Source organism: Fodinibius sp. GM108 (genome assembly GCF_058386985.1).
The window spans coordinates 179,044-202,965 of sequence record NZ_JBYEIR010000003.1 but is presented as its reverse complement, the minus strand read 5'-3'; the positions used below and the strand labels follow the sequence as shown (position 1 = coordinate 202,965).

General features: G+C 41.9%; 22 protein-coding genes. 16 read left to right on the top strand and 6 right to left on the bottom strand.

What is annotated here, in order from left to right; genetic code table 11:
- Positions 1–101: 101 nt before the first annotated feature.
- The 4 genes from pyrE to ACT3ID_RS06790 all read right to left on the bottom strand — a co-directional run bounded on the left by pyrE (position 102) and on the right by ACT3ID_RS06790 (position 4,561).
- The gene (gene pyrE / locus ACT3ID_RS06805; RefSeq protein WP_491541251.1) at positions 102–743 is read right to left on the bottom strand and encodes an orotate phosphoribosyltransferase; all 642 of its coding nucleotides are present in this window, start codon (positions 741–743) and stop codon (positions 102–104) included.
- A gap of 76 nt (positions 744–819) precedes the next feature.
- Positions 820–1,293: a phosphatidylglycerophosphatase A family protein gene (locus tag ACT3ID_RS06800; protein WP_491541250.1), complete on the bottom strand. Its 474-nt coding sequence runs from the start codon at positions 1,291–1,293 to the stop codon at positions 820–822.
- Positions 1,294–1,648: 355 nt separating this feature from the next.
- Positions 1,649–3,565, bottom strand: a complete 1,917-nt coding sequence (locus ACT3ID_RS06795) for a methyltransferase domain-containing protein (RefSeq protein ID WP_491541249.1) — start codon at positions 3,563–3,565, stop codon at positions 1,649–1,651.
- Between the two features lie 399 nt (positions 3,566–3,964).
- The gene (locus ACT3ID_RS06790) at positions 3,965–4,561 is read right to left on the bottom strand and encodes a CDP-alcohol phosphatidyltransferase family protein (RefSeq protein WP_491541248.1); all 597 of its coding nucleotides are present in this window, start codon (positions 4,559–4,561) and stop codon (positions 3,965–3,967) included.
- A 129-nt stretch (positions 4,562–4,690) separates the two neighbouring features.
- On the opposite strand from ACT3ID_RS06790, the gene ACT3ID_RS06785 reads away from it, so the two are divergent.
- The 3 genes from ACT3ID_RS06785 to ACT3ID_RS06775 are packed head-to-tail and all read left to right on the top strand — an operon-like array spanning position 4,691 to position 8,858.
- Positions 4,691–5,977, top strand: a complete 1,287-nt coding sequence (locus tag ACT3ID_RS06785; RefSeq protein WP_491541247.1) for a competence/damage-inducible protein A — start codon at positions 4,691–4,693, stop codon at positions 5,975–5,977.
- Entirely contained in the window at positions 5,974–7,959 is a 1,986-nt protein-coding gene (locus ACT3ID_RS06780; RefSeq protein WP_491541246.1) for a putative porin, read from the top strand. Before ACT3ID_RS06785 ends, ACT3ID_RS06780 begins: the two co-directional genes overlap by 4 nt.
- Before the next feature lie 14 nt (positions 7,960–7,973).
- The gene (locus ACT3ID_RS06775) at positions 7,974–8,858 is read left to right on the top strand and encodes a cell division protein FtsX (RefSeq protein ID WP_491541245.1); all 885 of its coding nucleotides are present in this window, start codon (positions 7,974–7,976) and stop codon (positions 8,856–8,858) included.
- A gap of 135 nt (positions 8,859–8,993) precedes the next feature.
- Here the strand turns inward: ACT3ID_RS06775 and ACT3ID_RS06770 are convergent, their stop codons facing one another.
- Entirely contained in the window at positions 8,994–9,737 is a 744-nt protein-coding gene (locus ACT3ID_RS06770; protein WP_491541244.1) for an NYN domain-containing protein, read from the bottom strand.
- A gap of 143 nt (positions 9,738–9,880) precedes the next feature.
- On the bottom strand, positions 9,881–10,114 hold the full coding sequence (locus ACT3ID_RS06765) for a hypothetical protein (RefSeq protein WP_491541243.1): 234 nt from the start codon (positions 10,112–10,114) through the stop codon (positions 9,881–9,883).
- Positions 10,115–10,318: 204 nt separating this feature from the next.
- Here ACT3ID_RS06765 and ACT3ID_RS06760 point away from each other — a divergent pair, with 204 nt between their 5' ends.
- The 13 genes from ACT3ID_RS06760 to ACT3ID_RS06700 all read left to right on the top strand — a co-directional run bounded on the left by ACT3ID_RS06760 (position 10,319) and on the right by ACT3ID_RS06700 (position 23,916).
- Positions 10,319–11,269, top strand: a complete 951-nt coding sequence (locus ACT3ID_RS06760; protein WP_491541242.1) for a PstS family phosphate ABC transporter substrate-binding protein — start codon at positions 10,319–10,321, stop codon at positions 11,267–11,269.
- Positions 11,270–11,425: 156 nt separating this feature from the next.
- Entirely contained in the window at positions 11,426–12,355 is a 930-nt protein-coding gene (locus ACT3ID_RS06755; RefSeq protein WP_491541241.1) for a PstS family phosphate ABC transporter substrate-binding protein, read from the top strand.
- Between the two features lie 69 nt (positions 12,356–12,424).
- The gene (gene pstC, locus ACT3ID_RS06750) at positions 12,425–13,300 is read left to right on the top strand and encodes a phosphate ABC transporter permease subunit PstC (RefSeq protein ID WP_491541240.1); all 876 of its coding nucleotides are present in this window, start codon (positions 12,425–12,427) and stop codon (positions 13,298–13,300) included.
- On the top strand, positions 13,293–14,150 hold the full coding sequence (pstA, locus tag ACT3ID_RS06745; protein WP_491541239.1) for a phosphate ABC transporter permease PstA: 858 nt from the start codon (positions 13,293–13,295) through the stop codon (positions 14,148–14,150). The genes pstC and pstA overlap by 8 nt, the downstream gene beginning before the upstream one ends.
- Before the next feature lie 35 nt (positions 14,151–14,185).
- Positions 14,186–15,016, top strand: a complete 831-nt coding sequence (gene pstB, locus ACT3ID_RS06740) for a phosphate ABC transporter ATP-binding protein PstB (RefSeq protein WP_491541238.1) — start codon at positions 14,186–14,188, stop codon at positions 15,014–15,016.
- Positions 15,017–15,056: 40 nt separating this feature from the next.
- Complete coding sequence (gene phoU, locus ACT3ID_RS06735) at positions 15,057–15,758, top strand: phosphate signaling complex protein PhoU (RefSeq protein ID WP_491541237.1); 702 nt, start codon at positions 15,057–15,059, stop codon at positions 15,756–15,758.
- A gap of 171 nt (positions 15,759–15,929) precedes the next feature.
- Entirely contained in the window at positions 15,930–16,967 is a 1,038-nt protein-coding gene (locus ACT3ID_RS06730) for a porin (protein ID WP_491541236.1), read from the top strand.
- A 50-nt stretch (positions 16,968–17,017) separates the two neighbouring features.
- A complete protein-coding gene (locus ACT3ID_RS06725; RefSeq protein ID WP_491541235.1) occupies positions 17,018–17,413 on the top strand; it encodes a glycosyl hydrolase 53 family protein in 396 nt (131 codons plus the stop codon).
- A 19-nt stretch (positions 17,414–17,432) separates the two neighbouring features.
- Positions 17,433–18,212: a glycosyl hydrolase 53 family protein gene (locus ACT3ID_RS06720; RefSeq protein WP_491541234.1), complete on the top strand. Its 780-nt coding sequence runs from the start codon at positions 17,433–17,435 to the stop codon at positions 18,210–18,212.
- A gap of 202 nt (positions 18,213–18,414) precedes the next feature.
- Positions 18,415–19,446, top strand: coding sequence for a LacI family DNA-binding transcriptional regulator (locus ACT3ID_RS06715; RefSeq protein WP_491541233.1), 1,032 nt, complete (start codon positions 18,415–18,417; stop codon positions 19,444–19,446).
- A 161-nt stretch (positions 19,447–19,607) separates the two neighbouring features.
- Positions 19,608–21,209 carry a sulfatase family protein gene (locus ACT3ID_RS06710; RefSeq protein WP_491541232.1) on the top strand — a complete coding sequence of 534 codons (1,602 nt, stop codon included), beginning with the start codon at positions 19,608–19,610 and terminating at the stop codon, positions 21,207–21,209.
- A 56-nt stretch (positions 21,210–21,265) separates the two neighbouring features.
- A complete protein-coding gene (locus ACT3ID_RS06705; RefSeq protein ID WP_491541231.1) occupies positions 21,266–23,005 on the top strand; it encodes an arylsulfatase in 1,740 nt (579 codons plus the stop codon).
- Positions 23,006–23,307: 302 nt separating this feature from the next.
- Positions 23,308–23,916 carry an ankyrin repeat domain-containing protein gene (locus ACT3ID_RS06700; protein ID WP_491541230.1) on the top strand — a complete coding sequence of 203 codons (609 nt, stop codon included), beginning with the start codon at positions 23,308–23,310 and terminating at the stop codon, positions 23,914–23,916.
- Positions 23,917–23,922 lie beyond the last annotated feature (6 nt).

Here is a 23,922-nt window from a genome sequence, read left to right as displayed (position 1 = left end):
ACTCTTTATGAAAGGGCAGGGGTGAATTAGGAATTATGAATTAGGAATGATGATTTAGATCCAACAACCTGCAACTTTCAACCCGCAACTTGCAACCTAAACTAATTCGGCCAGGTTTCGGGTGTTTGGCGCCACTCAGACAACGTATCAAGGTCGGCTTCGTCCACATAATCGTTTTCACTGGCTACATCTATAAGAGTAGCATAGTTTGTTAGCGTATGCATGGGGACATCAGCTTTTTGGAATCGGTTGATAGCTTTATCAAATCCATAGGTAAAAATACTGAGGACGGCATCAACCTGTACTCCTACAAACTCAAGAGCTTCAATAACGGATATAGCAGAACCTCCCGTTGAAATAAGATCCTCAATAACAACTGTTTTTTCTCCCTTTTGAATGCCACCCTCAATCTGATTTCCAAGTCCGTAAGCCTTGGCTTTTGCACGAACATATGCCATTGGCTTATCCATATTTTCGGCAATAAAAGCTGCATGCGGAATTCCAGCCGTAGCGGTTCCGGTGATGACTTCAACTTCGGGATATTCCTTGTTAATAAATTCCACAAATTTACTGGCAATTTTTTTGCGAATCGGAGGGTAACGCAGCGTCAACCGGTTGTCACAATAAATGGGTGAATTCCACCCTGATGACCACGTAAATGGATCATTGGGTCGGAGGATAACAGCGTTAATTTTGAGTAAATCGAGTGCAACTTCCTTCGAAAAATTTTGGTCAATAATCATCGTAATAGTGCTTAATTCAATGGCTCAACAACATTCAATAATAGTTAAAATAAAGTACAAAATTGTGAAGCCAGTGTTATATAATTTTAAGTATATAAATGAGGGTTTGTAGTGAAATAAAAGCGTAAAATCCAGCCAGTAGATCATCGACTAATATGCCCCAGCCACCTGGTAAATTTTGCAATTTGTTAACACCCAGTGGTTTTTGAATATCAAAAAATCGAAAAAAAATAAATCCGGTGAACAAAATCAGAAGGTCGTATGACAAAATCCCTGTGAATGAGATAGCAATAAATGTCATTGCCTGACCAGCGAACTCATCCATCACAAGAGGAGAGGGGTCACCTCCCCATACACGTTCACACTCTTCAGAAACCCATACGGTGATAAATGAACAGAGAACCGTAAAAAGAGCCATGCCAAACCACGGACTATAAACTCCTATAAAATAAATGGGGAACAATGCAAAAAAACTACCCCAGGTCCCGGGGGCATTCGGCAAAAATCCTGCATTAAAAAAACTACCAAGAAGAGGTTTAAGTTGTGGCATTTTAATGGTCTGTTAAAGTTTGTGTCTAAAAACTTTTATGATTTTCTCTGAATAGCAGTTCTGATGATAACAGAGGATATTTTTTTGAGGTAATGTTTATCGGATCATTAGAGATACCTTGTGCGTTCTATCTGGTTTTATACCTGCTCCTCACCAAAAATAAAGGCGGTGACAAGGTAGGTATCTCTTCGGGAATATTCCACCCTGAGTTGTGGGATTTCCTTGACACTCAATCAGTTGTGAAAGAATTGTATTCTTGAGGGTACCACAACACTACCTATTTTGATTGGTGAATATTCGAACCTTCCCACTAATCCATGTAATAAGAGGCACCCACCTTCCGAGCTTGAAACTTCTAATGGTTTTGACGCAGTTCAGCGGCATCCAATATACCATTCAGCATTTGTGAATAGCTCATACCCCCAATACTGCACATTTTTGCCAAATGACCATCCCAACACCAGCCGGGATTGGGATTTACTTCCAGCATTTTAGGTTCTCCAAGACTATTTAATCGCCAGTCAAAACGACAATAATCTTTACAATCCAAGCGCTGAAATAATTTTAAACTGTGACTAATAAGATCTTGCTCAACAGACAAAGGCAGATCGGCCTTGACAGATTTCAGCTTCTGCATATAGGGAGAATCAGGAAGCCATTTTGCTTCATATCCGCAGATTTTTGGCAAATCATCGGGCAGTTCAGAATAATCTTCTTCTATTATCGGAAGGATTTTATAGTTGCCCATATTTCCTATGATGCCTACAGAAACTTCTGCGCCGGTTAAAAACTCTTCAATCAGGATTGGTTTTTCATAACCGAACTGGGTTTTGATCTTTAGGATGGCATCGGATAACTCTTCTATAGTATGAGCCACATTTTTTTTTGTTATTCCAAAACTGGAATCACCAAAGTTCGGCTTTGCTATAACCGGAAAAGGAATATTAAGCTCATATAAATCATCTTCCGCAGTAATTACAGATGCGTCAGCTACAGGGACTTCAATTTCTTTGGCGATTCCTCTGATCAGGGATTTATCAAAACAATAAGCGAGTGTTTGCGGATTGGAACCCGTATATGGTAAATTCATCATTTCCATTAGCGCAGGCACGTGAAGTTCGTTTTGCGCTTTATTGCCAAAGCCTTCATCACACAGATTAAAAACCAGGTCTGCTTCTCCCTTTACCTTTTGAAGGTCTGAGATTAAGGTGCTGTGATTATCCAGGTACCTGAAGTTATAGTTTTCCAGGTTGTTCAGAGCGTTCTTGAGTTTTTCTATAGTTTCAAAATCATCGGTATCAAAAGTAGCATCGGGTTTAACTACATCCCGAAGGTTGGGATCGCCCATAACCACAACTACACTTTTTACATCCTTTTTACTTTTTTTAGGAGTCCACTCCTTGTGTGCAGTGGCAGTCAGGATAAAACGATTGGCCATCATTCCCAGATCCTGATTGCGCAACGAATCAACCTCAATATTCCCGTGAAACTGAGCTTCTTTAAATCCTACTCTTCGGGTAAGATCTGCCAAATCTTTTTTGGTATAAAGCCGTTCTGCATAAAACTGATCAACGATTACACCTTCTTCTGTATGTGTGACGATTTCTCTTGATATCAGACGTTCATCATCAGAGGCAAGAGATCGTTCTCTACAGACAAAATGATTTTTATCGATCCATTCCCAACTTCTGGGGGTGAAATTTTTCCTCAGAAATTCTCCATCAGCTATATCCATTAAAAGTTTTCCATCCGGTTTTAGAACCCGAAATACCTCTTTTAGTATCTTGACATCCTCTTCGGTAGCTTCAAAATAGCCGAAACTATTTCCTAAAATGGTTACGAAATCAAAGGAGTCATTATCATATGGCAGTTTTCGAGCATCTCCCTCTTTAAAATATATAGCGATGCCTTGTTCCTTTGACTTTCTTTTTGCTCGCTGGATTAAATACCTTGATCTGTCCAGGCCGAAAAGATTATAGTCTCCTCGATTGGCTAATTCTATGAGATGGCGGCCCTGACCGCAGGCAAGATCTAATAAAGAATCGCCGTTTTGAATTTTTAGCAGTTCCTGAAAAATTGTGACTTCATTTTCAGTAATTTTTTCGTCTTCCACAACATCGGCATCAGTTTTTAGATATATGGAGTTGAAAATTCGTTTCCACCATTCCGGATGCAGATGTTGCTCAAGATCGTCTACAGGCCCCAGTGATTTGTTGGTGTCTCGCTTGAAATGAGATTTTTTTTGATTGTTTGTATTAGTTTTGACAGTCATTTTATTTTTCTCTCCCAATAATTTTTCTGCTGGTTATTAGCTACTACAACTTCCAAAAATACGGATATAATGTATTAGTTCATAGGAGGGGAGATGCAATGGTGAATTTTATTGAGCTTATTCCCCAACTGAATAAAATGTTACTGAATTTCAAAAATATCTTTTACTCCCGAAAGTACGGGCACGTGACGAATAAGGTAACCCCGGATGAATGTTGATTAATTAATTCACAATTGGAAAGCTAATAAACCAAAAGTTGGCAGGGCAGGCTCTTACTGCACGGGATATCCGCCAGAGGTTTCAGGATAGGTAATTTTAACTCACAAACAGCATTTATATCAGCTGAGTTGAAGTAACATTAGTTGAGCAGAGTTAAGAAAGGGAAGAAAACTAGCTAATCTACACCGCAGTTTTATCTTTGAGAGAAAAAATATTCCTGTTGACGAATACGTATTCAATGCCGGAATAGAGGGTAAGTACAACAATGGCTATCATCAGCCACCCGAGAATGCCTGATTCCATTAGCTGACGACAGTACTCGCTCAGCCAGACATCCGTTTCAACAAATACCCCCACCAGCAGCACAAGGTAGAGGAAAAACATCTGGCTCAGGGTTTTGACTTTGGCTGTCAGACGCGTGTCCATAGTCACGTTACGATAGTCGGCAAGTATCCGCATAGCAGTCACTAATACATCCCGAAAAACAATAACACCAACAGCCCACCAGGGAAACTGGCTGGCGTCGATAAAGGGCAGACAGATAAATCCCGCAAAGGTTAAAAATTTGTCAGCCAGCGGATCCAGGAAAACACCATACTCGGTTTGAGCACTGTAGAGGCGGGCAATATATCCGTCGAAAAAATCGGTAACGACCGCAACTGCAAAAATCCCCACGCTCAATGCACGCCAGACGACCTCGTCTTGCACGTACAGCAAGAGAAAGATCGGAGCCAGTACAATACGTATTGAGCTTAATATGTTGGGTAATTGACGCACGGGTCAAAGATAGTAATTGTGTGAAAGAATTAAATCTTTTTTGCTGGATGAGAAATAGCTTCGAAAAGGTCACAGAGTTTTGATATTTTGCTCAACGATTTTATCAAATCATAAGCGATCGCTTTCTACATGCAGAGCCAAATTATTAGTATTGGAAACGAGCTGCTTATTGGTGATACCATTAACACCAATGCCAGCTGGCTGGGAGAATTCCTGACCGAATCCGGCATCGATATCACGGAAATCCATACGGTGGGCGATGACCTGGAGACGGTAAAAAATGTTCTTTCGCGTGCGCTTTCAACATCGGACTTGGTGATTGTTACCGGGGGATTGGGACCCACACATGACGACATCACCAAAAAGGCGGTGACTGACCTTTTTGATTGCGAACTTGTCGTGGATGAGTCGGTGCTTGCATTTATCAAAAAAGTATTTAAGAAGCGAAATATTCCGTTTAGCAGATCGAACTATCATCAGGCGGAAGTACCCGATTGCTGTGAGGTGTTATTTAATACGCAGGGTACGGCGCCGGGGATGTGGTTCGAACGGGAGCACGCAAAATTAGCTGTTCTGCCGGGGGTGCCTTTTGAGATGAAGCATCTGATGCGTGAAAAGGTACTGCCGAAAATCCGGGAAGGGGATGGCGATACCGAGCTTCGTCATTCGCTTTACCTGTTAACGGCAGGCATTGGTGAAAGTACACTTAGCGATCAGGTGATTGGGGATCTCGACCCGGTGTTGCCGGAAAATGTGAGTGTAGCTTATCTTCCGAGCCCGCAGGGAGTGCGCATTCGCATAAGCGGATATGGTTCAGAAGAAAAGGAGGTAGAGCAACAAATTCGATCGGTTGCTAATCACATCAGAGAAAAAGCGGGATACGTGATCCTCGGTGAAGGCAAAGAGCTCACGATTGCCGGAGTACTTGGAGATCTGTTAGAACAGAATAAACGTTGGATCTCTGCGGCCGAGAGCTGTACCGGCGGATATGTAATGAACGACATCACCAACAATCCCGGGTGCAGCAGTTATACGACAGGAGGTATTATTGCCTATGATAATGAGGTGAAGACGAATCAGCTTGATGTAAATCCGGAGGATATCAAACGCTATGGCGCGGTCAGTAAGCCGGTGGCGCTGCAGATGGCCCGGGGCGTAGCGCAACATTTGGATACGGAGATCGGCATCTCCACGACGGGTATTGCCGGTCCGACCGGCGGTACAGAGGAAAAGCCGGTGGGTACCGTCTGGATTGGATTTTGGAGCAAAGATCAACACTTTGCGCTGAAGGCTCTCTTCACTAACGACCGGCTAATAAATAAGGAAAGATCCTCGGCCGTGGCACTGGAGATGGCACGGCGGGCGATCCTGGGAATCACAGAAATGCCATATGGTCTAAAAAAACACCCGGCTTGAAGCTACCCCGAATTACATATCTCATTTTCATTTTTATCCTGATGCATTCGGCTGCCACGGCACAGGTAGATTCGGCCCGTATGGATACGGTGGTCATAGATACGACCCTTTTTGTGCCTGTTGAACTTCCGCCCGAAGATCCCTCAGGTCAACAAGCTGCTGACATGGAAGAACCGCTTATAGAGCTAACGCCTTGGGAGTTTCATCCTCCTTTGGGAGCCGAACTCACAGCTACCGACAGTACATTGCGGTGGCAAATATGGCCTGACTGGACCTATAAACTTAATCGTGATCCAGGTGTTATAAGTTACCGGCTCGGGACGAGCGTTCGTTCGAATGCTGTCCAGATAAATGCCCATGAGCCACGTCATCAACAGCTGTATTGGGAGGATATTTCGTTGAATGATCCCGTTACTGGGATTGTGGATTGGTCGTGGATTTCACAGCATAAAATATCGGAGTTTTACCAACAGGATTTAGGTACTGAGCACCGTATGAGCTATTATAACCGGCAGTATTATCTGAATGAGCCGCTATCGCGATTGTTGTACAGTGAGAGTGCTTTTTCGTTCCGAAACCTGCAATTTGAAGTAAGTCATAATCTGTCGCAGCGTACGAATGTAGAAGTAAGCTACTGGGATCGTCGGACAGGAGGGGAGTATAATAATTCAGCAGTTACGGGTCGTCAGATTTATGGAAAAATTAGTCATCATATCAATAACCGCCAATATCTGAAACTTAACTATGTAAACAACAACTATGATATTGGGCAGCCGTTCGGTTATAATATTCCTAATTTGTTGCTCTTTAACTTTGATCATTTTACAGCCACTGCAAATCAGCCTTCAGCTCAAACCGATAAAACGAGTAATTTATTGAGGCTGAATTTTTATCAGCGAAGTGATACAGTAGATGCCGTTGATGAATTTCGCGCAGGTATCTTTTATCAGGGCAAAGAACGGTCACTGACATATCCCGCCGATACTACAGGATATCAGATAAAATCAATCGGTACAAATGCTAAGAAGTGGTGGAACTGGCGCGGATTTACGCTCGAAAGTGGAGCCAGTTTGCAGCAATTCTTTAACCAGTCGGATAGTGAGGAAAGTTTGCCGACTTCCAACTGGACGCTGTTTAAGACGGAAGGAAGATTATCAATCGATCTAGCTCAATTTGGGGAAGTAACTGGTGGAGCAGAATTTCGTCTCCGAAGCGATGGCTTTCAGTCATATCGCCTCAATGCAGATACCGATATTTCCATTGGAGGATTTACGCTCAACCCTGGCATATCCACAGGAAGCATTATGCCTACGCCTCAACAGTTATATTGGGATTCTGAAGAATTCAGCGGCAATGAAATATTAAATAACGAGAAGATTCAGGAGGTACGGGGAACGCTTAAGTACAATTTTACTGCGGATACTGAAATTGGCGTCCGCGGACAACATAAAGATGTTGTTGATGGTATAATGACTGTTGACAGTACATTCACGAATGTGTTGAGCTATGCATCGCAATCTGCCACCGGATTTTTTGAATGGGATCACCAATATTTTGAACTCGAGGGATCGGCAACTATGCACCGATTTACAGATAGTTATATAAATCCTACCGGTACTATATCGATGTCGCCCGATGAGCGGATATGGCTAAAAGGAAGTGCTTACTGGAAAGGGTATCTGTTTGATAGGGCTACCTATGTCAAGGCGGGAGTGTCTGGAATGATGGCGCCATTTCGGTATCAGGCCGATCACTATAATCCCACGTTGGATTATTGGCAGCCACTCAGTAATGATCAACACTTGCCTGTTTTTAATCGGTTGGATGTCGATATTTCGGCAAGGGTGCGTTCAATTATGTTTACACTACGATGGGAAAATGTACTTGACGATGTTAGTCAGCTGGGCTACTTTGAGACAGCACAATATCCTATGTCGCAGCGCCGGTTCATATTTGGTGTAAAGGCACTTTTCAGAAATTAAATCAATTACCATTAATGAGTTTAAAATACCTTGTAAAAGAAGGCATAGCGGGTTTTCGGAGAGCCCGACTGGCTTCATTCACTTCTATTTTTTCTTTATTTATAGCCGTATTGCTCTTGGGAATTTTGGCTCGCGTGTCCTACAACGGTTATGAGGTAGCCCAAACTTTGAAGAAATCGATTGATGTGGAAGTTTTTTTGGTCGATTTAGATGAACGAACCACCCAAGAGCTGGAGGATAAGCTGAAAAATACCGAACTGATTCAGGAAGTGGGATATATATCTAAAGATAGTGCTGCGGCTATTTTCGAGGAAGAGTTTGGTTCCGGCAGCAGTTCTCTGGCAGAATTAAAGTTTTTGCCGGCTTCTTTTCGCTTACAAATTAATCCCGATACTGAAATATCCAGGGTAGATTCGCTGGTACAGTCTATTGAACAATTTCGAGGAGTGGATGAAGTGCGGTTTAATCAGCGGTTGCTGGAGATGCTTGAATCGCGCTTCCAAACGGTAGCTACCATCGGCGGAGGATTAGGTATTCTAATTTTGCTTGCCTCATTAATTCTGGTTTTCAATACTATACGGTTGACGATCTACGCCAAACGAGATCTGATTAAAGCGATGAAGCTGGTAGGGGCAACCAATAGTTTTATTCGACGTCCGTTTGTTATTGAAGGAGTTATTCAGGGGCTAATCGCGGGGATATTGTCTGTGGGTGTGATGTTGCTCTCTTTCCAATATATATTACCTAAATATATACCACAGTTTGGCGGACTCGAGTGGCCATTTGGTCATTGGTATTACTTATGCGGAGCGATGGTACTGCTGGCGATATTTATGGGTTTTTGGGGGAGCCAGTGGGCGGCCCGCAAATTCATTCGAGAGACTTCGATTACGGAGTAATATCCATAGAACGCTGGTGACACTGGTGATGCGGATACTCGCTGATAAATAAATATAACCGTGCTAATCAGCTCAATCAGTGTAATCTGTGTTCCATCATCAGTGTAAGCAGCGCAATCTGTTCAATCTGCGATCCTATTTACGCTTATCTTTGACATAGATCGCTATCGATTGACCTTGCCCGGTAGAGCGCTCTTCGACCTCGAAAAGCTTAATAGCTTTGAACAGATTACCCAATTTACGATAGCCATAATTACGGGGATCAAACTCAGGCGACTGTTTTGCTATATAGCTGCCCACTTGCCCAAGATGAGCCCATCCGCTTTCATCCGAAGAAGCCTCAACAGCATTACGGGTTAAATTGACCAGCTTGGTATCCTGTTTCAGCTCATTGGTAGACATCTTGCGAAAGGAAGAATCCTTATCGGCTTCTTCTTCGCCGCGCAGCACTTCGGTGTAAATAAACTTGTCACAAGCAGCTACAAAAGGCTCCGGAGTTTTTCGCTCCCCGAATCCGTATACAGTTAATCCAGCTTCTCGTATACGCGCGGCAAGTTTGGTAAAGTCGCTATCGCTGGAAACGATGCAGAATCCATCAAACTGATTAGTATATAGCAGATCCATGGCATCGATAATCATGGCACTGTCGGTAGCATTTTTGCCGGTTGTATATCCGAACTGCTGAATAGGTTGTATAGAATGCTGGAGCAGGTGTTCTTTCCAGCCGCGCAATTTGGTAGAGGTCCAATCTCCATAAATACGCTTCACATTGGCTGTGCCATACTTTGCGATTTCGGCCAATAATCCTTCTATAATAAGGGGTTGGGCATTGTCAGCATCTATAAGTACCGCCAGTTTATCAGATGAGTTGTCATTCATAGCATGGTGCTAAAATGAAATTTTTCAGTTTTTCTATAATCGTAATACACAAGGTAAGAGAATGCAGTAAAAATTAAAGCAAAAAGCTATAGGAAGCAGATAAGCGGTTGTATAAAGGAAGGAAGAAAAAAGCGATGTTACTATTAAAGCTGGTAGCTGGCGCTTTTTTTACTGCTATAAACTTCGTCAATTTTATTAAAGATTTTTTCCAAGGCTTCTTCCTTATATTGTCCACATGCGAAAAACTTCTTTATGCCATTAGTAAAGGTGATATGCGTTTGCCCTGTAACTTCAGAGTAACGCTCTTTTACCTTGTAGAAATTTTTGTAATTCCCGGAGCGGTAGTATTTGCGAAATTTTTCTCCTGCTTTCTTCATAAATTCTGCCGTTATATGGGTAGTAAAATTTATTTCAGAAGTTAATATCTCTCGTTACAAAAAACAATACCATTTCGTCAAAAAAATCATAAAAACTCTCGATTTTACAAATAAATGGAGCAGAAACATTCATAGTCAATATTGAGTTTCAAATATATTACGCTACTCATGATAATATGAAAGACTATTTCATTAATTATTTAAATGGACAGAAATGTTTTTGTACTACTTTTATTTTGCGGGCTATTGCTATTTTCATGCAGGTCAGAAGAAGATCCTGTTAACGAGATAAAGATTGATGGTTCCAGTACAGTTTTTCCTATTACCAAGGCTATCGCCGAGGAATACCGTGCAAACAAATCCGGTGTTAAGGTTACGGTTGATTTTTCCGGAACAGGCGGGGGTTTTCAAAAGTTTATACGTGCTGAAACTGATATAAATAATGCTTCACGTGTAATTGACGAAGAAGAGATCAAACTTGCCGAAAAAAATGAGGTAGAATATATCGAACTTCCAATTGCTCTTGACGGTATTGTGGTAATTGTTCATCCCGATAATGACTGGTCGGATGTAATTACTGTAGAAGAGCTGGAAAAAATTTGGGAGCCAGAAGCACAGGGAGAAATAACCCACTGGAATGATGTTCGGAATGAGTGGCCGGAGGAAGAGTTTCATCTTTTTGGTCCCGGTGTGGCTTCTGGTACCTATGATTATTTTACTTCTGCTATAGTAGGAGAGAGTGGATCCAGCCGTGGTGATTTTACTGCCAGCGAAGATGACAGTGTGCTGGTTCAGGGAGTTAGTGATAATCTCAATGCAATGGGTTTTGTTGGTCTTGGCTATTACAAGAAAAATCAGGATAAATTGAAGTTATTGGCAGTGAAAGATGGTGATAAGGAAGCGGTTAAACCCAGTTTGCAAACTGTTTCTGATGAAACCTATACACCTTTATCCCGGCCACTTTTTATATATGTGCGCAAAGAGGCTGCCAAGCGGCAAAATGTTCAGGAGTTTGTGAATTTTTATCTGGATAATGCACCTGAACTTGTTAAAAAGGCTGGATATGTGCCTTTGTCTGATTCTGATTATGAAGCTGAAAAACAGAAGTTTAGAAAATTTTATTCAGCATCTGACACAACTGCTAATCAACAGTAGATTATAGGCGTGGCTACACGGGCAGCATAGTTCAGGGGAGAAAAATTCTTAACATTGTCTTAACAAAAGCCTCATTTTTTTCGGTTACATTAAGTCATCGAATTTCAGCACACACAAATAATTCCATAGTATATTCAATTCTAAATTATTGAGATAATGGTTAAAAAAATATTTGTACTTTTCCTGTTTAGCGGTCTTTTCCTCTATTCTTGTGGCTCGGGTGGCGGTCAGCAAGAAATTAAAATCGATGGATCAGGTACCGTTTATCCCATCACCGAAGCTGTAGCCGAGGAGTTTCGGGATGTCGAACCGAGTATAAGAGTTTCGGTTGGCTCGTCGGGCTCAGGAGCCGGATTTAAGAAGTTTGCGAGGGGAGAGACTGATATTTCGAATGCCTCACGCGAAATTTCTGAAGAGGAGCAACAATTGGCAAAGGAAAACGGAGTGAACTACGAAGAGTTTTCTATAGCACTTGATGGAATTTCAATTGTTGTTAATCCTGAAAATGACTGGGTTGAGACGCTTACTCCCGATGAGCTGAAAATGATCTGGGAGCCGGATAGTGAGGTTGAGCAGTGGAGTGATATCCGTGATGAATGGCCGGAGGAGGAAATACGCCTTTATGGACCCAATACAGCTCATGGAACATATGATTTCTTTACCGAAGTCATTAACGGTGAATCTGGTGCCAGCCGGACCGATTACAATGCAGTGGCCGATTATAATGTAGCGGTGCAGGGCATTTCTTCGGATAAATATGCACTTGGCTACTTTGGATTGGCTTACTACGAGGAAAATGCCGATCAGTTGAAGCTCATAGGTATTGACGCGGGAGACGGTCCTGTAGAACCTTCACTTGAAACTGTTAAAGACGGTACATATAAACCATTGTCGCGAGAGCTGTACATTTATGTATCTCAAGAATCCGCGCAGCGTCCGGCCGTACAGAAATTTGTAGAATTTTATTTCAATAATGCAGGAGAACTGGCACAGGATGTGGGGTATGTTCCTATGCCGGAAGAAGATTATGAAAAGCAAAAATCAGCATTTCAGAGCTTCGTATCCGATACAACAGAAGCTAATTAACTAATCTGTCGTATTCCGCTTAGCCACTCATTGTTGGTTAAGCGGAATAAACTACCATTATCCTCTTTCATGAATTTAAAAGAGAAAATCATTGAGAAGGTTCTGGCTTTCTGTGCCCTGATAACCATTCTCACGACTCTTGGCATCATTGGAGTGTTATCGTACGAGGCGTTCGGGTTTTTCAGTGAGGTTTCTATTATAGATTTTCTTACGGGCACCGAATGGACTCCTCTTTTTGCAGATAAAAATTACGGCATTCTTCCATTAGTCTCGGGAACATTGCTTACAACATTTATCGCTATTGCCGTTGCCCTTCCTGTAGGATTAGCTATTGCAATCTATTTGAACGAATACGCCCCAAAACGATTTCGGAAGGTCTTGAAACCACTGCTGGAAGTTCTGGCTGTGGTACCTACGGTAGTTTATGGTTTCTTTGCCCTGATGATTGTGACTCCATTCTTGAAACTGTTTATTCCCGATCTTTCCGGCTTTAACGCACTTTCGCCGGGGCTTGTAATGGGAATCATGATTATTCCTTTTGTATCATCTCTAAGTGAAGATGCATTAGCCGCGGTCCCTGATTCACTGCGACAGGCTTCGTATGGAATGGGTTCAACCCGGTTCCAAACCGCCTTTCGGGTAATGGTACCCGCTGCTTCGTCGGGCATTATGGTATCTATTATCTTGGCCCTTTCTCGTGCTATAGGTGAAACCATGATTGTAGCCATTGCTGCAGGTCAGACACCAACGTTTACTTTTGATCCCACCGTGCCTATAGAAACTATCACCGCCTATATTGTTAAGGTAAGTTCGGGTGATCTTCCGCAGGGCACCATTGCGTATCAAACCATATTTGCGGCCGGTATAACCCTGTTCGTAGTGACATTTATTTTGAATAACATCAGCTTCTGGATAAAAAACAGGTATCAGGAAAAGTATGAATAGACCAAAGATAAATAGGTTCAAAGATATTGCATTTAAATATGTTGGGATTTTTGCCAGCACATTTGGAATTGTGATATTGGCTATTTTTATCGGCTTTGTGATCTATGTGGGGGCTGAACGTCTAAGTTGGGACTTTTTAGTTAAGTTGCCCTCACGCTTTGCCGAAAACTCGGGGATTTATACAGCCTGGATGGGGACTGTTTGGATCATGGTTTTTACTACGTTAATATCGTTCCCACTGGGAGTGGGCGCCGGTATTTATCTGGAAGAATTCACTAAGCAGAACCGTTGGAGTTCCTTTTTGGAAATTAACATTGCAAACCTGGCAAGTGTACCCTCTATTATTTACGGCCTGTTGGGACTGGGGGTATTTGTGCGAATGATGCATATGGGCAACAGTATTTTGGCCGGGGCATTGACGCTTTCACTGTTAATCTTACCCATTATCATTGTTTCTACGCGAGAAGCTATTCGGGCCGTACCCAGTTCCATTCGCGATGCCTCAAATGCGTTGGGTGCTTCAAAGTGGCAAACGATTTGGCATCAGGTGCTGCCTGCATCATTTGGTGGCATCTTGACCGGTGTAATTCTGGCACTTTCGCGTGCTATTGGTGAAACGGCACCATTGATTGTAGTCGGAGCCTTGGTATACGTTCCTTTTGCTCCCCAAAATCCACTGGATGAATTTACCGTACTGCCAGTGCAAATATTTAATTGGGTAACACGTCCACAACAGGAGTTTGTTGTTAATGCCGCAGCTGCTATAATCGTTTTACTGTTGATAACCTTTGTCATGAATGGCATTGCCGTTTATTTGCGATACCGCTGGCAGAATAAAATGAAGTGGTAACGGGTTTAACATTTTTTAAATAATAGAATATTAGGATGGATTCAGAAACAAAAAGTGATCAGCCAAAGGCTACAAAATTGAAGACAAAACCAAAACTGAATTCAAAAAATCGGTCGTACAAACTGCAGGCAAAAAATGTGGATGTTTTCTATGGTGATTTTAAGGCGATCGATAACATCAGCCTGGATATCGTCGAAAATTCCATCACGGCATTTATCGGTCCGTCCGGATGTGGTAAATCAACATTTTTGCGTCTGTTCAACCGGATGAATGACTATATTGAAGGCTTTCACATGAATGGAGAAATCCTGATGGATAACAAAGATATCTATGATCCTTCGGTAAATGTTGAAGAGTTGCGAAAAACAGTTGGGATGGTTTTTCAAAAGCCAAATCCATTTCCAAAATCTATTTATGAAAATGTTGCCTACGGACTTCGCATCCAGGGGATCAAGGATGATGATTATATTGAAGAGCGAGTTATTACATCCTTAAAACAGTCTACACTCTACAGCGAAGTTGAAGACAATCTTGATAAACAGGCACTGTCGTTATCCGGCGGTCAGCAGCAGCGGTTATGCATTGCCCGTGCTCTTGCGGTAGAGCCTACAGTTTTGCTGATGGATGAACCCACTTCTGCTCTTGATCCTATTTCCTCCGGCAAGATTGAAGATCTAATTCACGAGCTTAAAAAAGATTATACGATTGTTATTGTAACCCATAATATGCAGCAAGCCGGACGTGTGAGCGATAATACCGCGTTCTTATATATGGGACGACTGATTGAATATGGCGATACACAAAAAATATTTACCAATCCCGAAAAAGATCGTACACAGAATTATATTACAGGTAGATTCGGGTGATTCGCCACTAACGAGAGATCAAATCGAAAACATTTAGCACATGAAGCACTTAGACACGGAAATCAAATTATTAAAGGATAACATCCTTGAGTTAATGTTTCTGGTTAAAAATCAGCTCGAAAAAGGCCACAAAGCACTTCAGGGTTTCGACGAGGAGATGGCGCACGAGATTATGGCCAATGAAAAGAGAGTTGATAGTCTGGAGTTGACCATAGACCGGGATTGCGAAAATATTTTAGCTCTTCATAACCCTGTAGCCGTAGATCTCCGCTTTGTGATGGCGGCTTTTAAAATCAACTCCGACCTCGAAAGAATCGGTGATCATGCCAATAGTATTGCAAAATATATTGTTGATTTCGGAAGGCGGATTGACGAAGAAACCATCCAAAAAATGCGGCTGGATGAAATGTATAATACATCTTTAAAGATGGTGAGTAACGTTTTTAACGCTTTTATTACCGAGGATACCGAATTGGCCCGAAAAGTGTTTAAGCTCGATAAAACACTGAATGAAATTAATCGCGAAGTTTCTACCGTAACCTCAGAGCTAATAAAAGAGGATATTGAACAGACACAGAATTATCTTTATCTGTTTTCAATAATCAGAAAGCTTGAACGGGTTGGTGACCTTACAAAAAATATAGCCGAAGAGCTCATCTTTTATATTGAGGCAAAAGTACTTAAGCACAAGAAGATGAAATCCAAAAATAACAACAATAATTCGGCTGACTCCGAGGATTAAATCCGCGGCGTATAGTATATACGTTTGTTGTTATTGTCTATCCGAAGGTCTTCAAGCCTATAGGTGGTAGGGAAAGATTTTTATCAAATTTGGCTGCTTGCTTTAAAATATAGATCAGCACAAGTTCAGCAGCTGCAGAATAAACGATCAGCACAAAAATAAAATATCAGTATGCGATATATATATATAATAGGATTACTATTTTTGGGATTTAATATTACTCCGTTACAAGCACAGAATTCAGTAGAAGATAAAAGTTCATTCAGCGGATTGGCATTTGCCGATTATTATTGGATATCACAGCATCACAATTCAAATCTGGAAAACCAAAACGGTTTCTGGTTTCGTCGGATTTATCTCACTCATGAATACACTTTCAGCGATGCTTTTTCCAGCCGTCTGCGTTTAGAGATGAATTCAGCCGGTGATTTTGAATCCAGTGCCGAAATGATTCCAGATGTCAAAGATGCCTACCTGAAGTGGCAAAATAGTCAGCATCAGATTCTGGCTGGTATTTCTTCGACTCCCACCTGGGGATTAGTTGAAGATGTATGGGGATATCGTTCTATTGAAAAATCTCCACTGGATTTGTATGACTTTGGCAGCTCTCGTGATTTTGGACTGGCATTTAAGGGAAGCTTGGACGATGCAGAGAAACTGAATTATCATTTCTTCTTAGGTAATGGTAATAGTAATAAACCTGAAATTGACAAGGGTAAAAAGCTAATGCTGTCGCTGGCATATAATATTACCGATCATTTTGTCATTGAAGGTTATGGCGATTTTAATAATGCGGGTGGACAAGATAGTTTTACGTCACAGATTTTTGCCGGATATCAGACCGATCGACTCAATCTCGGCGCTTTATACGCCAATCAATATAGGGAACCGCTGGTTGGAGGACCAGATATAAATCTGGATCTGATTTCTGTTTTTTCAAATTTCACCCTTAATGATGAAGAAACATTAAAAGGTTATCTTCGGGTCGATCATCTTTTTGACAGGTATCCTGATGGCAGCAGTAACTCATACGTACCATTCGCAGAAAATGTGGAGTCGACATTTCTTGTAGGAGGGCTTGATATTTTTGTTCACGATCAGATTCATATCATGCCTAACATCGAAAGTATAATTTATGGGGAGAATTCGGCTGGCTTTACTCCCAATACGGATATTATTCCGCGTGTGACTTTATTTTATGAATTCTAGGATCTAATAATTCTCCAAGCAACGCATAATTCTGTAATTTGTGCTGTGATATGATAAGGTATTTCTGGTTAGTGCTTTTAGGTGGTTTACTAGTTTTGGAATGTCAGGGTAAAGCACCGATAGTTAACGAGAAAGATTCGAGAGAGTATTCTATAGATGAATTTGTTATGGGAGCCGATCTTTCATATGTAAACCAGATAATAGATCACGGCGGCACATATCGGGATTCGGGAATAGTCAAAAATCCTTATAAAATATTCAGTGATTACGGCACAAATGTCGTTCGCCTGCGGTTGTGGCACACTCCAGATTGGATTAGACAGGAAGTTTATAAAAAGGCTGCTCTCCCGCTTTACAGCAGACTTTCGGAAGTTACTAAGAGCATTCAACAATCGAAAGAACAAGGGATGGCAGTCAATCTGGACTTTCATTACTCTGACATCTGAGCTGATCCGGAAAGACAAGATGTTCCAAAAAGCATGGATGGAGATCAAAAATATTGAGACGCTCAGAGACTCGGTCTATAATTATACACGAAATTCGTTAATGCATTTAGCCGACCGAAACTTGATGCCCGAATTTGTGCAGATTGGTAATGAAACGAACTGCGGAATGATGTTTACGAATGCTCCGGGTGACTTTCCGCCTTTGAATGGCTGTGAAGGCCATTGGCAGAATCTGGGGACTGTCATTAACAGTGGTATAGAGGCGGTACGGGATGTGGCGGCTGATACAGAAGTTGATACAAAGATCATTTTGCATATTGCCCAGCCCGAAAACGTAGAATGGTGGTTCGAGAATATCATGTCCACTGGCGAAATTACTGATTTTGATATCATTGGTTTCTCATATTACACTCCCTGGTCGGAAGTTGCACTGGAGAATATCGATAAGTATGTATCCGATTTTCGACAGAATTTTGGTAAAGAGGTCATGATCGTAGAAACAGCGTATCCGTGGACGCTCGATAATGCTGATAGCTATAGTAATATTTTTGATGAAACAAGTTTACTTGAAGGCTATCCGGCCACTAAAGAAGGGCAGCTGAACTTTATGACTGATCTAACCCAGCAGGTAATAGACGGCGGTGGTACAGGAATAATGTACTGGGAACCCGCATGGATTAGTTCTGAAATGAAAGATTTGTGGGGCGCTGGATCATCTTGGGAAAATAATACCTTCTTTGATTTTGATAATGAGGTACACGAGGGGATTACCTTTATGACTTATGACTACGATTTCTAAAACTCGTAGGCTTTCGGATGTTGAACCTCGGCTGATCAATAATGTTTAATAAAAACCAAGTCATCAATACGAGAAGAATCGTGAATAACAGCTAAAAATGATTTAACTTTAAATTTTATTAAATTATATATAACTGTTAGCGTTTTTATTTTCTGATTTCAAAGCTTTTCCTAAAGTATAACTGTAATCAATATTCAATTTAGTGAGTTCAAATATTACACTTAAACACATTGCTGAAGAGCTGGGTGTGTCGGCAATGACAGTTTCAAGAGCTCTAAATAATCGTTCAAATGTAGATGAGAAGACTCGGAAAAAAGTCTTAAAAAAGGCGAAAAGTATGGGCTACACGCCGAACCATGTAGCTAAAAGCCTGGTTTCGAGCAAAACATATACGATTGGAGTTGTTATCCCGGAAATTACTCATGCATTTTTCCCTGAAGTAGTACGGGGTATTGAAGAGGTGACCAATGCATCAGACTATCAACTTTTTCTTACCAACGCAAACGAGCAATTTGAACGAGAGAAAAATGCTATTCAGGCTCTGCGTGCCAAGCGTGTTGATGGAATATTGATCTCTTCCTCGCTAACTGTAGATGACTATTCTTATTACGAGGGATTGATTAATTCAGGTACAAAAGTTGTGTTTTTTGACCGATGTGTTGAAAATATTGGCGCCAGCTGTGTTAGCGTTAATGATAGAGCTAGTTCAAAACAGATAACGGAACATCTTATTAAGGAACATAAATATGAAAAGATTGCTCATCTCAGTGGTCCTCAGGATGTTTCAATTGGTAAAAAACGATTGGAAGGATATCTGGATGCCTTGAGAGAAAATGATTTACCAATAAATAATAGATGGATTGTTGAGGGTGGCTTTCAGGAAGAGCTGGGTTATGAGGGTATGAAAAAAATTCTTTCAGTATCATCGGAGGAATATCCTGAAGCCGTAGTAGCTGTTAACGACCCGGTTGCTTTTGGAGCAGTCAGGGCTATTGAAGAAGCAGGTTTATCTATTCCTGAAGATATAGCAATTGTTGGATTTACGGATGACATCCGTGCTCCACTACTAGACACACCGCTTACCACTATACATCAGCCAGCTTATGAGGTAGGGAAGAGGGCTGCCCGAAAACTTATTCAAACGATTGACGATCCTGATGAAGCCACTGAAAATATTGAAGTGCTTACAACGCAGAAGATAAGACAATCGTGCGGTTGTAACCGAACTTCTTAGTATTCTTCCAGGCAGAAGGGATATAAATTATTCTTGATCATTCTCTTATTTCTTTTATTTTGGTATCGATATGTTAACGCTAACAATTTAGCCGAATATAATTTTGAGTAGCAACAGTCATTAATAAAAAATAAAAACAGTCGTTAATAAAATGATGGGATATGGCTCTTTTTAAAAAGTATTATCTGGTTTTCTTAATTGTAATGTATGGTGGATGCAGTACGGTCTCCTCTGATCAATCCAAGCAGGTAAAGGAACGTCCGAATATAGTTATCATGTATTCAGATGATCATACTGCGCAATCTATAGGAGCGTATCAAGAAGCCTTGGACTACGGACTGAAACTAGATCATACGCCCACTCCAAATCTTGATCAGTTGGCGGATCAGGGAATGCGTTTCGATAATGCCTTTGTAACTAATTCTATTTGTAAGCCATCTCGTGCTGTACTGTTAACGGGTACACACAATCACAAAAATGGGGTTTGGATAAACGCGGGACAGGAACTGGATACGAGTTTAGTCACTTTTCCTAAATTATTGCAAAAAGCTGGCTACCAAACCGCAATAATGGGTAAATGGCATCTCGGAACTGAGCCTAAAGGATTTGATTATTATGAAGTATTACGAGGGCAGGGACCGTATTATAATCCCAATATGCGTACTCCAGAAGGAGGAGTTCAGCGTCATGGGCACACTAGTGAAGTTATTTTGAGTAGCGCTATAGGATGGCTACAGAAGCAAGATAGAGACAAGCCTTTTATGTTGATGATGAACCATAAATCTCCCCACAGAAATTGGCTGCCGGGACCAAATCAATTGGGAGCGTATAGAGATCGTGATCTGCCCGAACCTTCGACACTGTTTGAAGATTATTCAGGACTGGCATCACCTGCCTCAAGTCAGGAGATGGAGATTGATAATCATATGTCTTGGGGGTGGGATCTGAAAGTGCCTAAAAATCCCGAAACAGGAGAATCTGTGAGTAATTGGAAAAGTCTGATAAAACGTAATGATCTCACTGATGAGCAATTAACTCGTATTGAAGAAGCTTACCAGGAAGAAAACCAGGAGCTCTATGACAATTGGGGTCAGATGTCGGAAGAGGACAAAAAGCGCTGGAAGTATCAGCGCTATGTGAAAGATTATCTGCGTGTTATTCGCGGACTGGATGACGGCGTTGGACGGCTAATGGATTACCTGAAACGAGAAAACCTATACGATAATACAGTTGTTATTTATGCTGGTGATCAGGGATTCTTTTTGGGTGAAAACGGATGGTTTGACAAACGCTGGATTTATGAGGAGTCAATGCGTCAGCCGCTGATTGTTCACTGGCCTGAAGGGATTAGTGCAGAATCGGTAAATAAGGAACTAGTACAAAACCTGGATCTGGCTCCGACTGTGCTTGATTTGGCAGGTGCCGAAATTCCTGAAAAGATGCAGGGTAAATCACTTGTGCCACTACTTAAAGATGAGCATTCCGGTGAATGGCGTGATGCTGTTTACTATCACTATTACGAAGGTCCGCCCCGCGTACACAATGTAGCCAAACATTATGGCGTGCGCACCGACCGCTATACAATGGCTCACTATTACGAGCAGGATGAGTGGGAGCTTTTTGACTTGCAGGAAGATCCCGAACAACTGCAAAGCGTATACGAAGATCCCGAATATGCGGATGTTCGTGAAGAGCTCAAGAAAAAGATCAAAGAGCTCCAGGAGCAGTATGAGGTTGAATTTCTACCAGAGAGTGAAGAATAATCTTTACTCTATTACAATAACAAGCCAAGAAAAAGCTTAATCTATATAGTATCAGAATGAAAAAAGTAAAAATCTTATTCAGTACAGTTCTTCTTTTAATGGTTTTTGGAATGGGGCAACATGTTTTGGCCCAGGAAGAAAAGCCCAATGTTCTATTAATCATGGCCGATGATCTTGGCTATTCTGATCTGGGCAGCTACGGTGGGGAAATTCAGACTCCCAACCTCGATCAACTTGCTGATAATGGCGTAAGATTCACGCAAATATATAACAGCGCCCGTTGCAGTCCATCACGAGCCTCTCTGTTGACGGGATTATACCCCCATCAGGCAGGTATCGGTTTTTTTGCCGGTGATGGTAAAGATGATAATCCGCAGGGCTATCGGGGACGCCTGCAGGATAACAGCGTAACCATTGCCGAGGTCTTAAAAGAAGCTGGATACAGTACATTTATGACTGGGAAATGGCATGTTAATGATCCGGTTCCCACTAAGCAGGGATTCGATGAATTTTACGGTTTTACTCACGGCTATGGAGCTAACGCATGGGAGCCTGAAATGATGATTCGATTACCTGAAGACCGACCACAACCTGAATTTGAGGAGGGAGAATTTTTTGCGTCGGATGCATTCTCCGATCTTGCGATTCAGTTTATTGAGCAATCGCAAGAGGAAGATCCTGATAAGCCTTGGTTTACCTTTGTTTCTCACCAAGCTCCGCATTTTCCACTTCAAGCTCCGGAGAAATATATCAACAAATATAAGGACAAATATAAAGATGGATGGGATGTGTTGAGACAGGAGCGACTGCAGCGAATGAAGCGCATTGGCATTATTCCGGAAGATACTGAGCTGTCGCCCCGGAGTTCTATTCCTCGTCCTGGTGTAGCAGAGCAGCACGGTGTTCCGGGCAGTCTTGAACGAAATCCTGCATGGTCAGAAATACCTGAAGACCGCCAAAAAGATTTGGCCCGACGTATGGCAGTATACGCTGGTATGGTCGATAATATGGATGACGGGATTGGTCGTATAATCCAGCATTTGGAGGATACAGAAGAACTGGATAATACTCTTGTTATTTTCCTAAGTGATAATGGAGCCGATGCCGAGTGGGGGCCGTATGGCTTTGATTTGACAGAAGAGATTCTTGCCCCCAAAGATGAAAGAGGACAGGGGATAGGTGCCGGAACGCCGGGTTTGCCGAGTAAGCTCTATGAGGGGGAAGAACTCGATGAGATGGGCGGTCCCGGAACGGGCATTGCGTATGGCTCCGGCTGGGCAAATGTATCCAATACACCATGGAGCGAGTATAAACATTATGCCTATGAAGGTGGCGTGGGTACGCCGTTGATTATGCACTGGCCGAAGAAGTTTAAAGAAGGTGGAGCTATTCGGCGTCAGCCTGGCTTCCTTTTTGATATTACAGCTACTATTTATGATGTGGCAGGAGCCGAATATCCAGATCAGTATGAAGGAAACGAAATTACTGCCCTGGAAGGAAGAAGTTTGGTACCTATTGTCAATGGAGAGGAAGTGGAAGAGCGGTCTTATGTCTTCGAACATACGGGCAATGCGGCTATTCGAAAGGGAGAGTGGAAGCTGGTAGGAAAAAATGTGATGAATAACCAAGGAATGCTGGATGATCCTGAGTGGAAACTGTATAATATTGATGATGATCGCAGCGAGATTTATGATCTTTCACAGCATTATCCGGATGTAGTTCAGGAGTTGCGCCGGCTGTTTATTGATGAAGCTAAACGTACGCATATTCTTCCTCGACCAGGGCAAACGAGATAGACGGAGAAGGTTCTTATGCTGTTAATTTCATCCATATGCTAATAATAAAAGCCGGTTTATAAAAAAGGTCGGCTTTTATTGATAATGAATTCTGAGGTTTTTGAAAAATGAATACTAATAAGTTTTATATTAAAAGAAATGTCATGGCAAATCCCGTAATCTTCGGGTGTGGCGACCTCACCACACGAGGGAAAGATTGCCGCAATTCGCACTTCCGAAAGTTTTCGGAATCGCTTCATTCGCAATGACAAAGGTTTTGAAAAGCTTCTATTACTTTTTTCTTCTTAATCTTAGCTAAAACAATGATTAATCATCGAACTTTCGCCTCTTTTTTCTTATGCGCGTTATTATTGTTAGCAGCTTGTGGTGAAGATAAAAATCAGCAGGAGCAAAATGCCGAAAAGCGTGTGAACTCACAGACCAATTTCACTACGCAGCAAATATTTGATGCATCTTTGGAAGGCAAAACAGATCTTATTAAAGAAGCGGTAAAACAAGATGTTGATATCACAGTAAGTGATCAATCGGGGCGCACTCCTTTGATGTTAGCTTCATTTAACGGACACACTGAAGTTGTGAAGTTGCTCCTGGCTAATGGAGCGGATCCCAGAACAACCGATAACGAGGGACAGACAGCACTTATATTTGCTGCCAGCGGTCCGTATCCACAAACAGTTGAGGTTCTGTTGAAAAATGGAGCAGATCCAAACTATAAGGATACCAACGAAGGGTGGTCGCCACTGATGTGGGCTGCATCCGAGGGTAATGAACAAGTTGTGAGTGTATTGCTTGATCACGGAGCAGACCCGAATTTGCGGGATAATGACGACGAAACGGCCCGTAACTTTGCTGAGGCCAATGGTCATCAAAAAGTGGCGGAATTATTAAAAGAAGCAGAGGACAGTCAATAGCAGGGT

Excerpts from the sequence above, each read along its gene's own strand:
- pyrE (WP_491541251.1), bottom strand. The coding sequence starts at position 743 with ATGATTATTGACCAAAATTTTTCGAAGGAAGTTGCACTCGATTTACTC.
- ACT3ID_RS06800 (WP_491541250.1), bottom strand. The coding sequence starts at position 1,293 with ATGCCACAACTTAAACCTCTTCTTGGTAGTTTTTTTAATGCAGGATTT.
- ACT3ID_RS06795 (WP_491541249.1), bottom strand. The coding sequence starts at position 3,565 with ATGACTGTCAAAACTAATACAAACAATCAAAAAAAATCTCATTTCAAG.
- ACT3ID_RS06785 (WP_491541247.1), top strand. The coding sequence starts at position 4,691 with ATGCAGAGCCAAATTATTAGTATTGGAAACGAGCTGCTTATTGGTGAT.
- ACT3ID_RS06775 (WP_491541245.1), top strand. The coding sequence starts at position 7,974 with ATGAGTTTAAAATACCTTGTAAAAGAAGGCATAGCGGGTTTTCGGAGA.
- ACT3ID_RS06770 (WP_491541244.1), bottom strand. The coding sequence starts at position 9,737 with ATGAATGACAACTCATCTGATAAACTGGCGGTACTTATAGATGCTGAC.
- ACT3ID_RS06765 (WP_491541243.1), bottom strand. The coding sequence starts at position 10,114 with ATGAAGAAAGCAGGAGAAAAATTTCGCAAATACTACCGCTCCGGGAAT.
- ACT3ID_RS06760 (WP_491541242.1), top strand. The coding sequence starts at position 10,319 with ATGGACAGAAATGTTTTTGTACTACTTTTATTTTGCGGGCTATTGCTA.
- ACT3ID_RS06755 (WP_491541241.1), top strand. The coding sequence starts at position 11,426 with ATGGTTAAAAAAATATTTGTACTTTTCCTGTTTAGCGGTCTTTTCCTC.
- pstC (WP_491541240.1), top strand. The coding sequence starts at position 12,425 with ATGAATTTAAAAGAGAAAATCATTGAGAAGGTTCTGGCTTTCTGTGCC.
- pstA (WP_491541239.1), top strand. The coding sequence starts at position 13,293 with ATGAATAGACCAAAGATAAATAGGTTCAAAGATATTGCATTTAAATAT.
- pstB (WP_491541238.1), top strand. The coding sequence starts at position 14,186 with ATGGATTCAGAAACAAAAAGTGATCAGCCAAAGGCTACAAAATTGAAG.
- phoU (WP_491541237.1), top strand. The coding sequence starts at position 15,057 with ATGAAGCACTTAGACACGGAAATCAAATTATTAAAGGATAACATCCTT.
- ACT3ID_RS06730 (WP_491541236.1), top strand. The coding sequence starts at position 15,930 with ATGCGATATATATATATAATAGGATTACTATTTTTGGGATTTAATATT.
- ACT3ID_RS06725 (WP_491541235.1), top strand. The coding sequence starts at position 17,018 with ATGATAAGGTATTTCTGGTTAGTGCTTTTAGGTGGTTTACTAGTTTTG.
- ACT3ID_RS06720 (WP_491541234.1), top strand. The coding sequence starts at position 17,433 with ATGTTCCAAAAAGCATGGATGGAGATCAAAAATATTGAGACGCTCAGA.
- ACT3ID_RS06710 (WP_491541232.1), top strand. The coding sequence starts at position 19,608 with ATGGCTCTTTTTAAAAAGTATTATCTGGTTTTCTTAATTGTAATGTAT.
- ACT3ID_RS06705 (WP_491541231.1), top strand. The coding sequence starts at position 21,266 with ATGAAAAAAGTAAAAATCTTATTCAGTACAGTTCTTCTTTTAATGGTT.
- ACT3ID_RS06700 (WP_491541230.1), top strand. The coding sequence starts at position 23,308 with ATGATTAATCATCGAACTTTCGCCTCTTTTTTCTTATGCGCGTTATTA.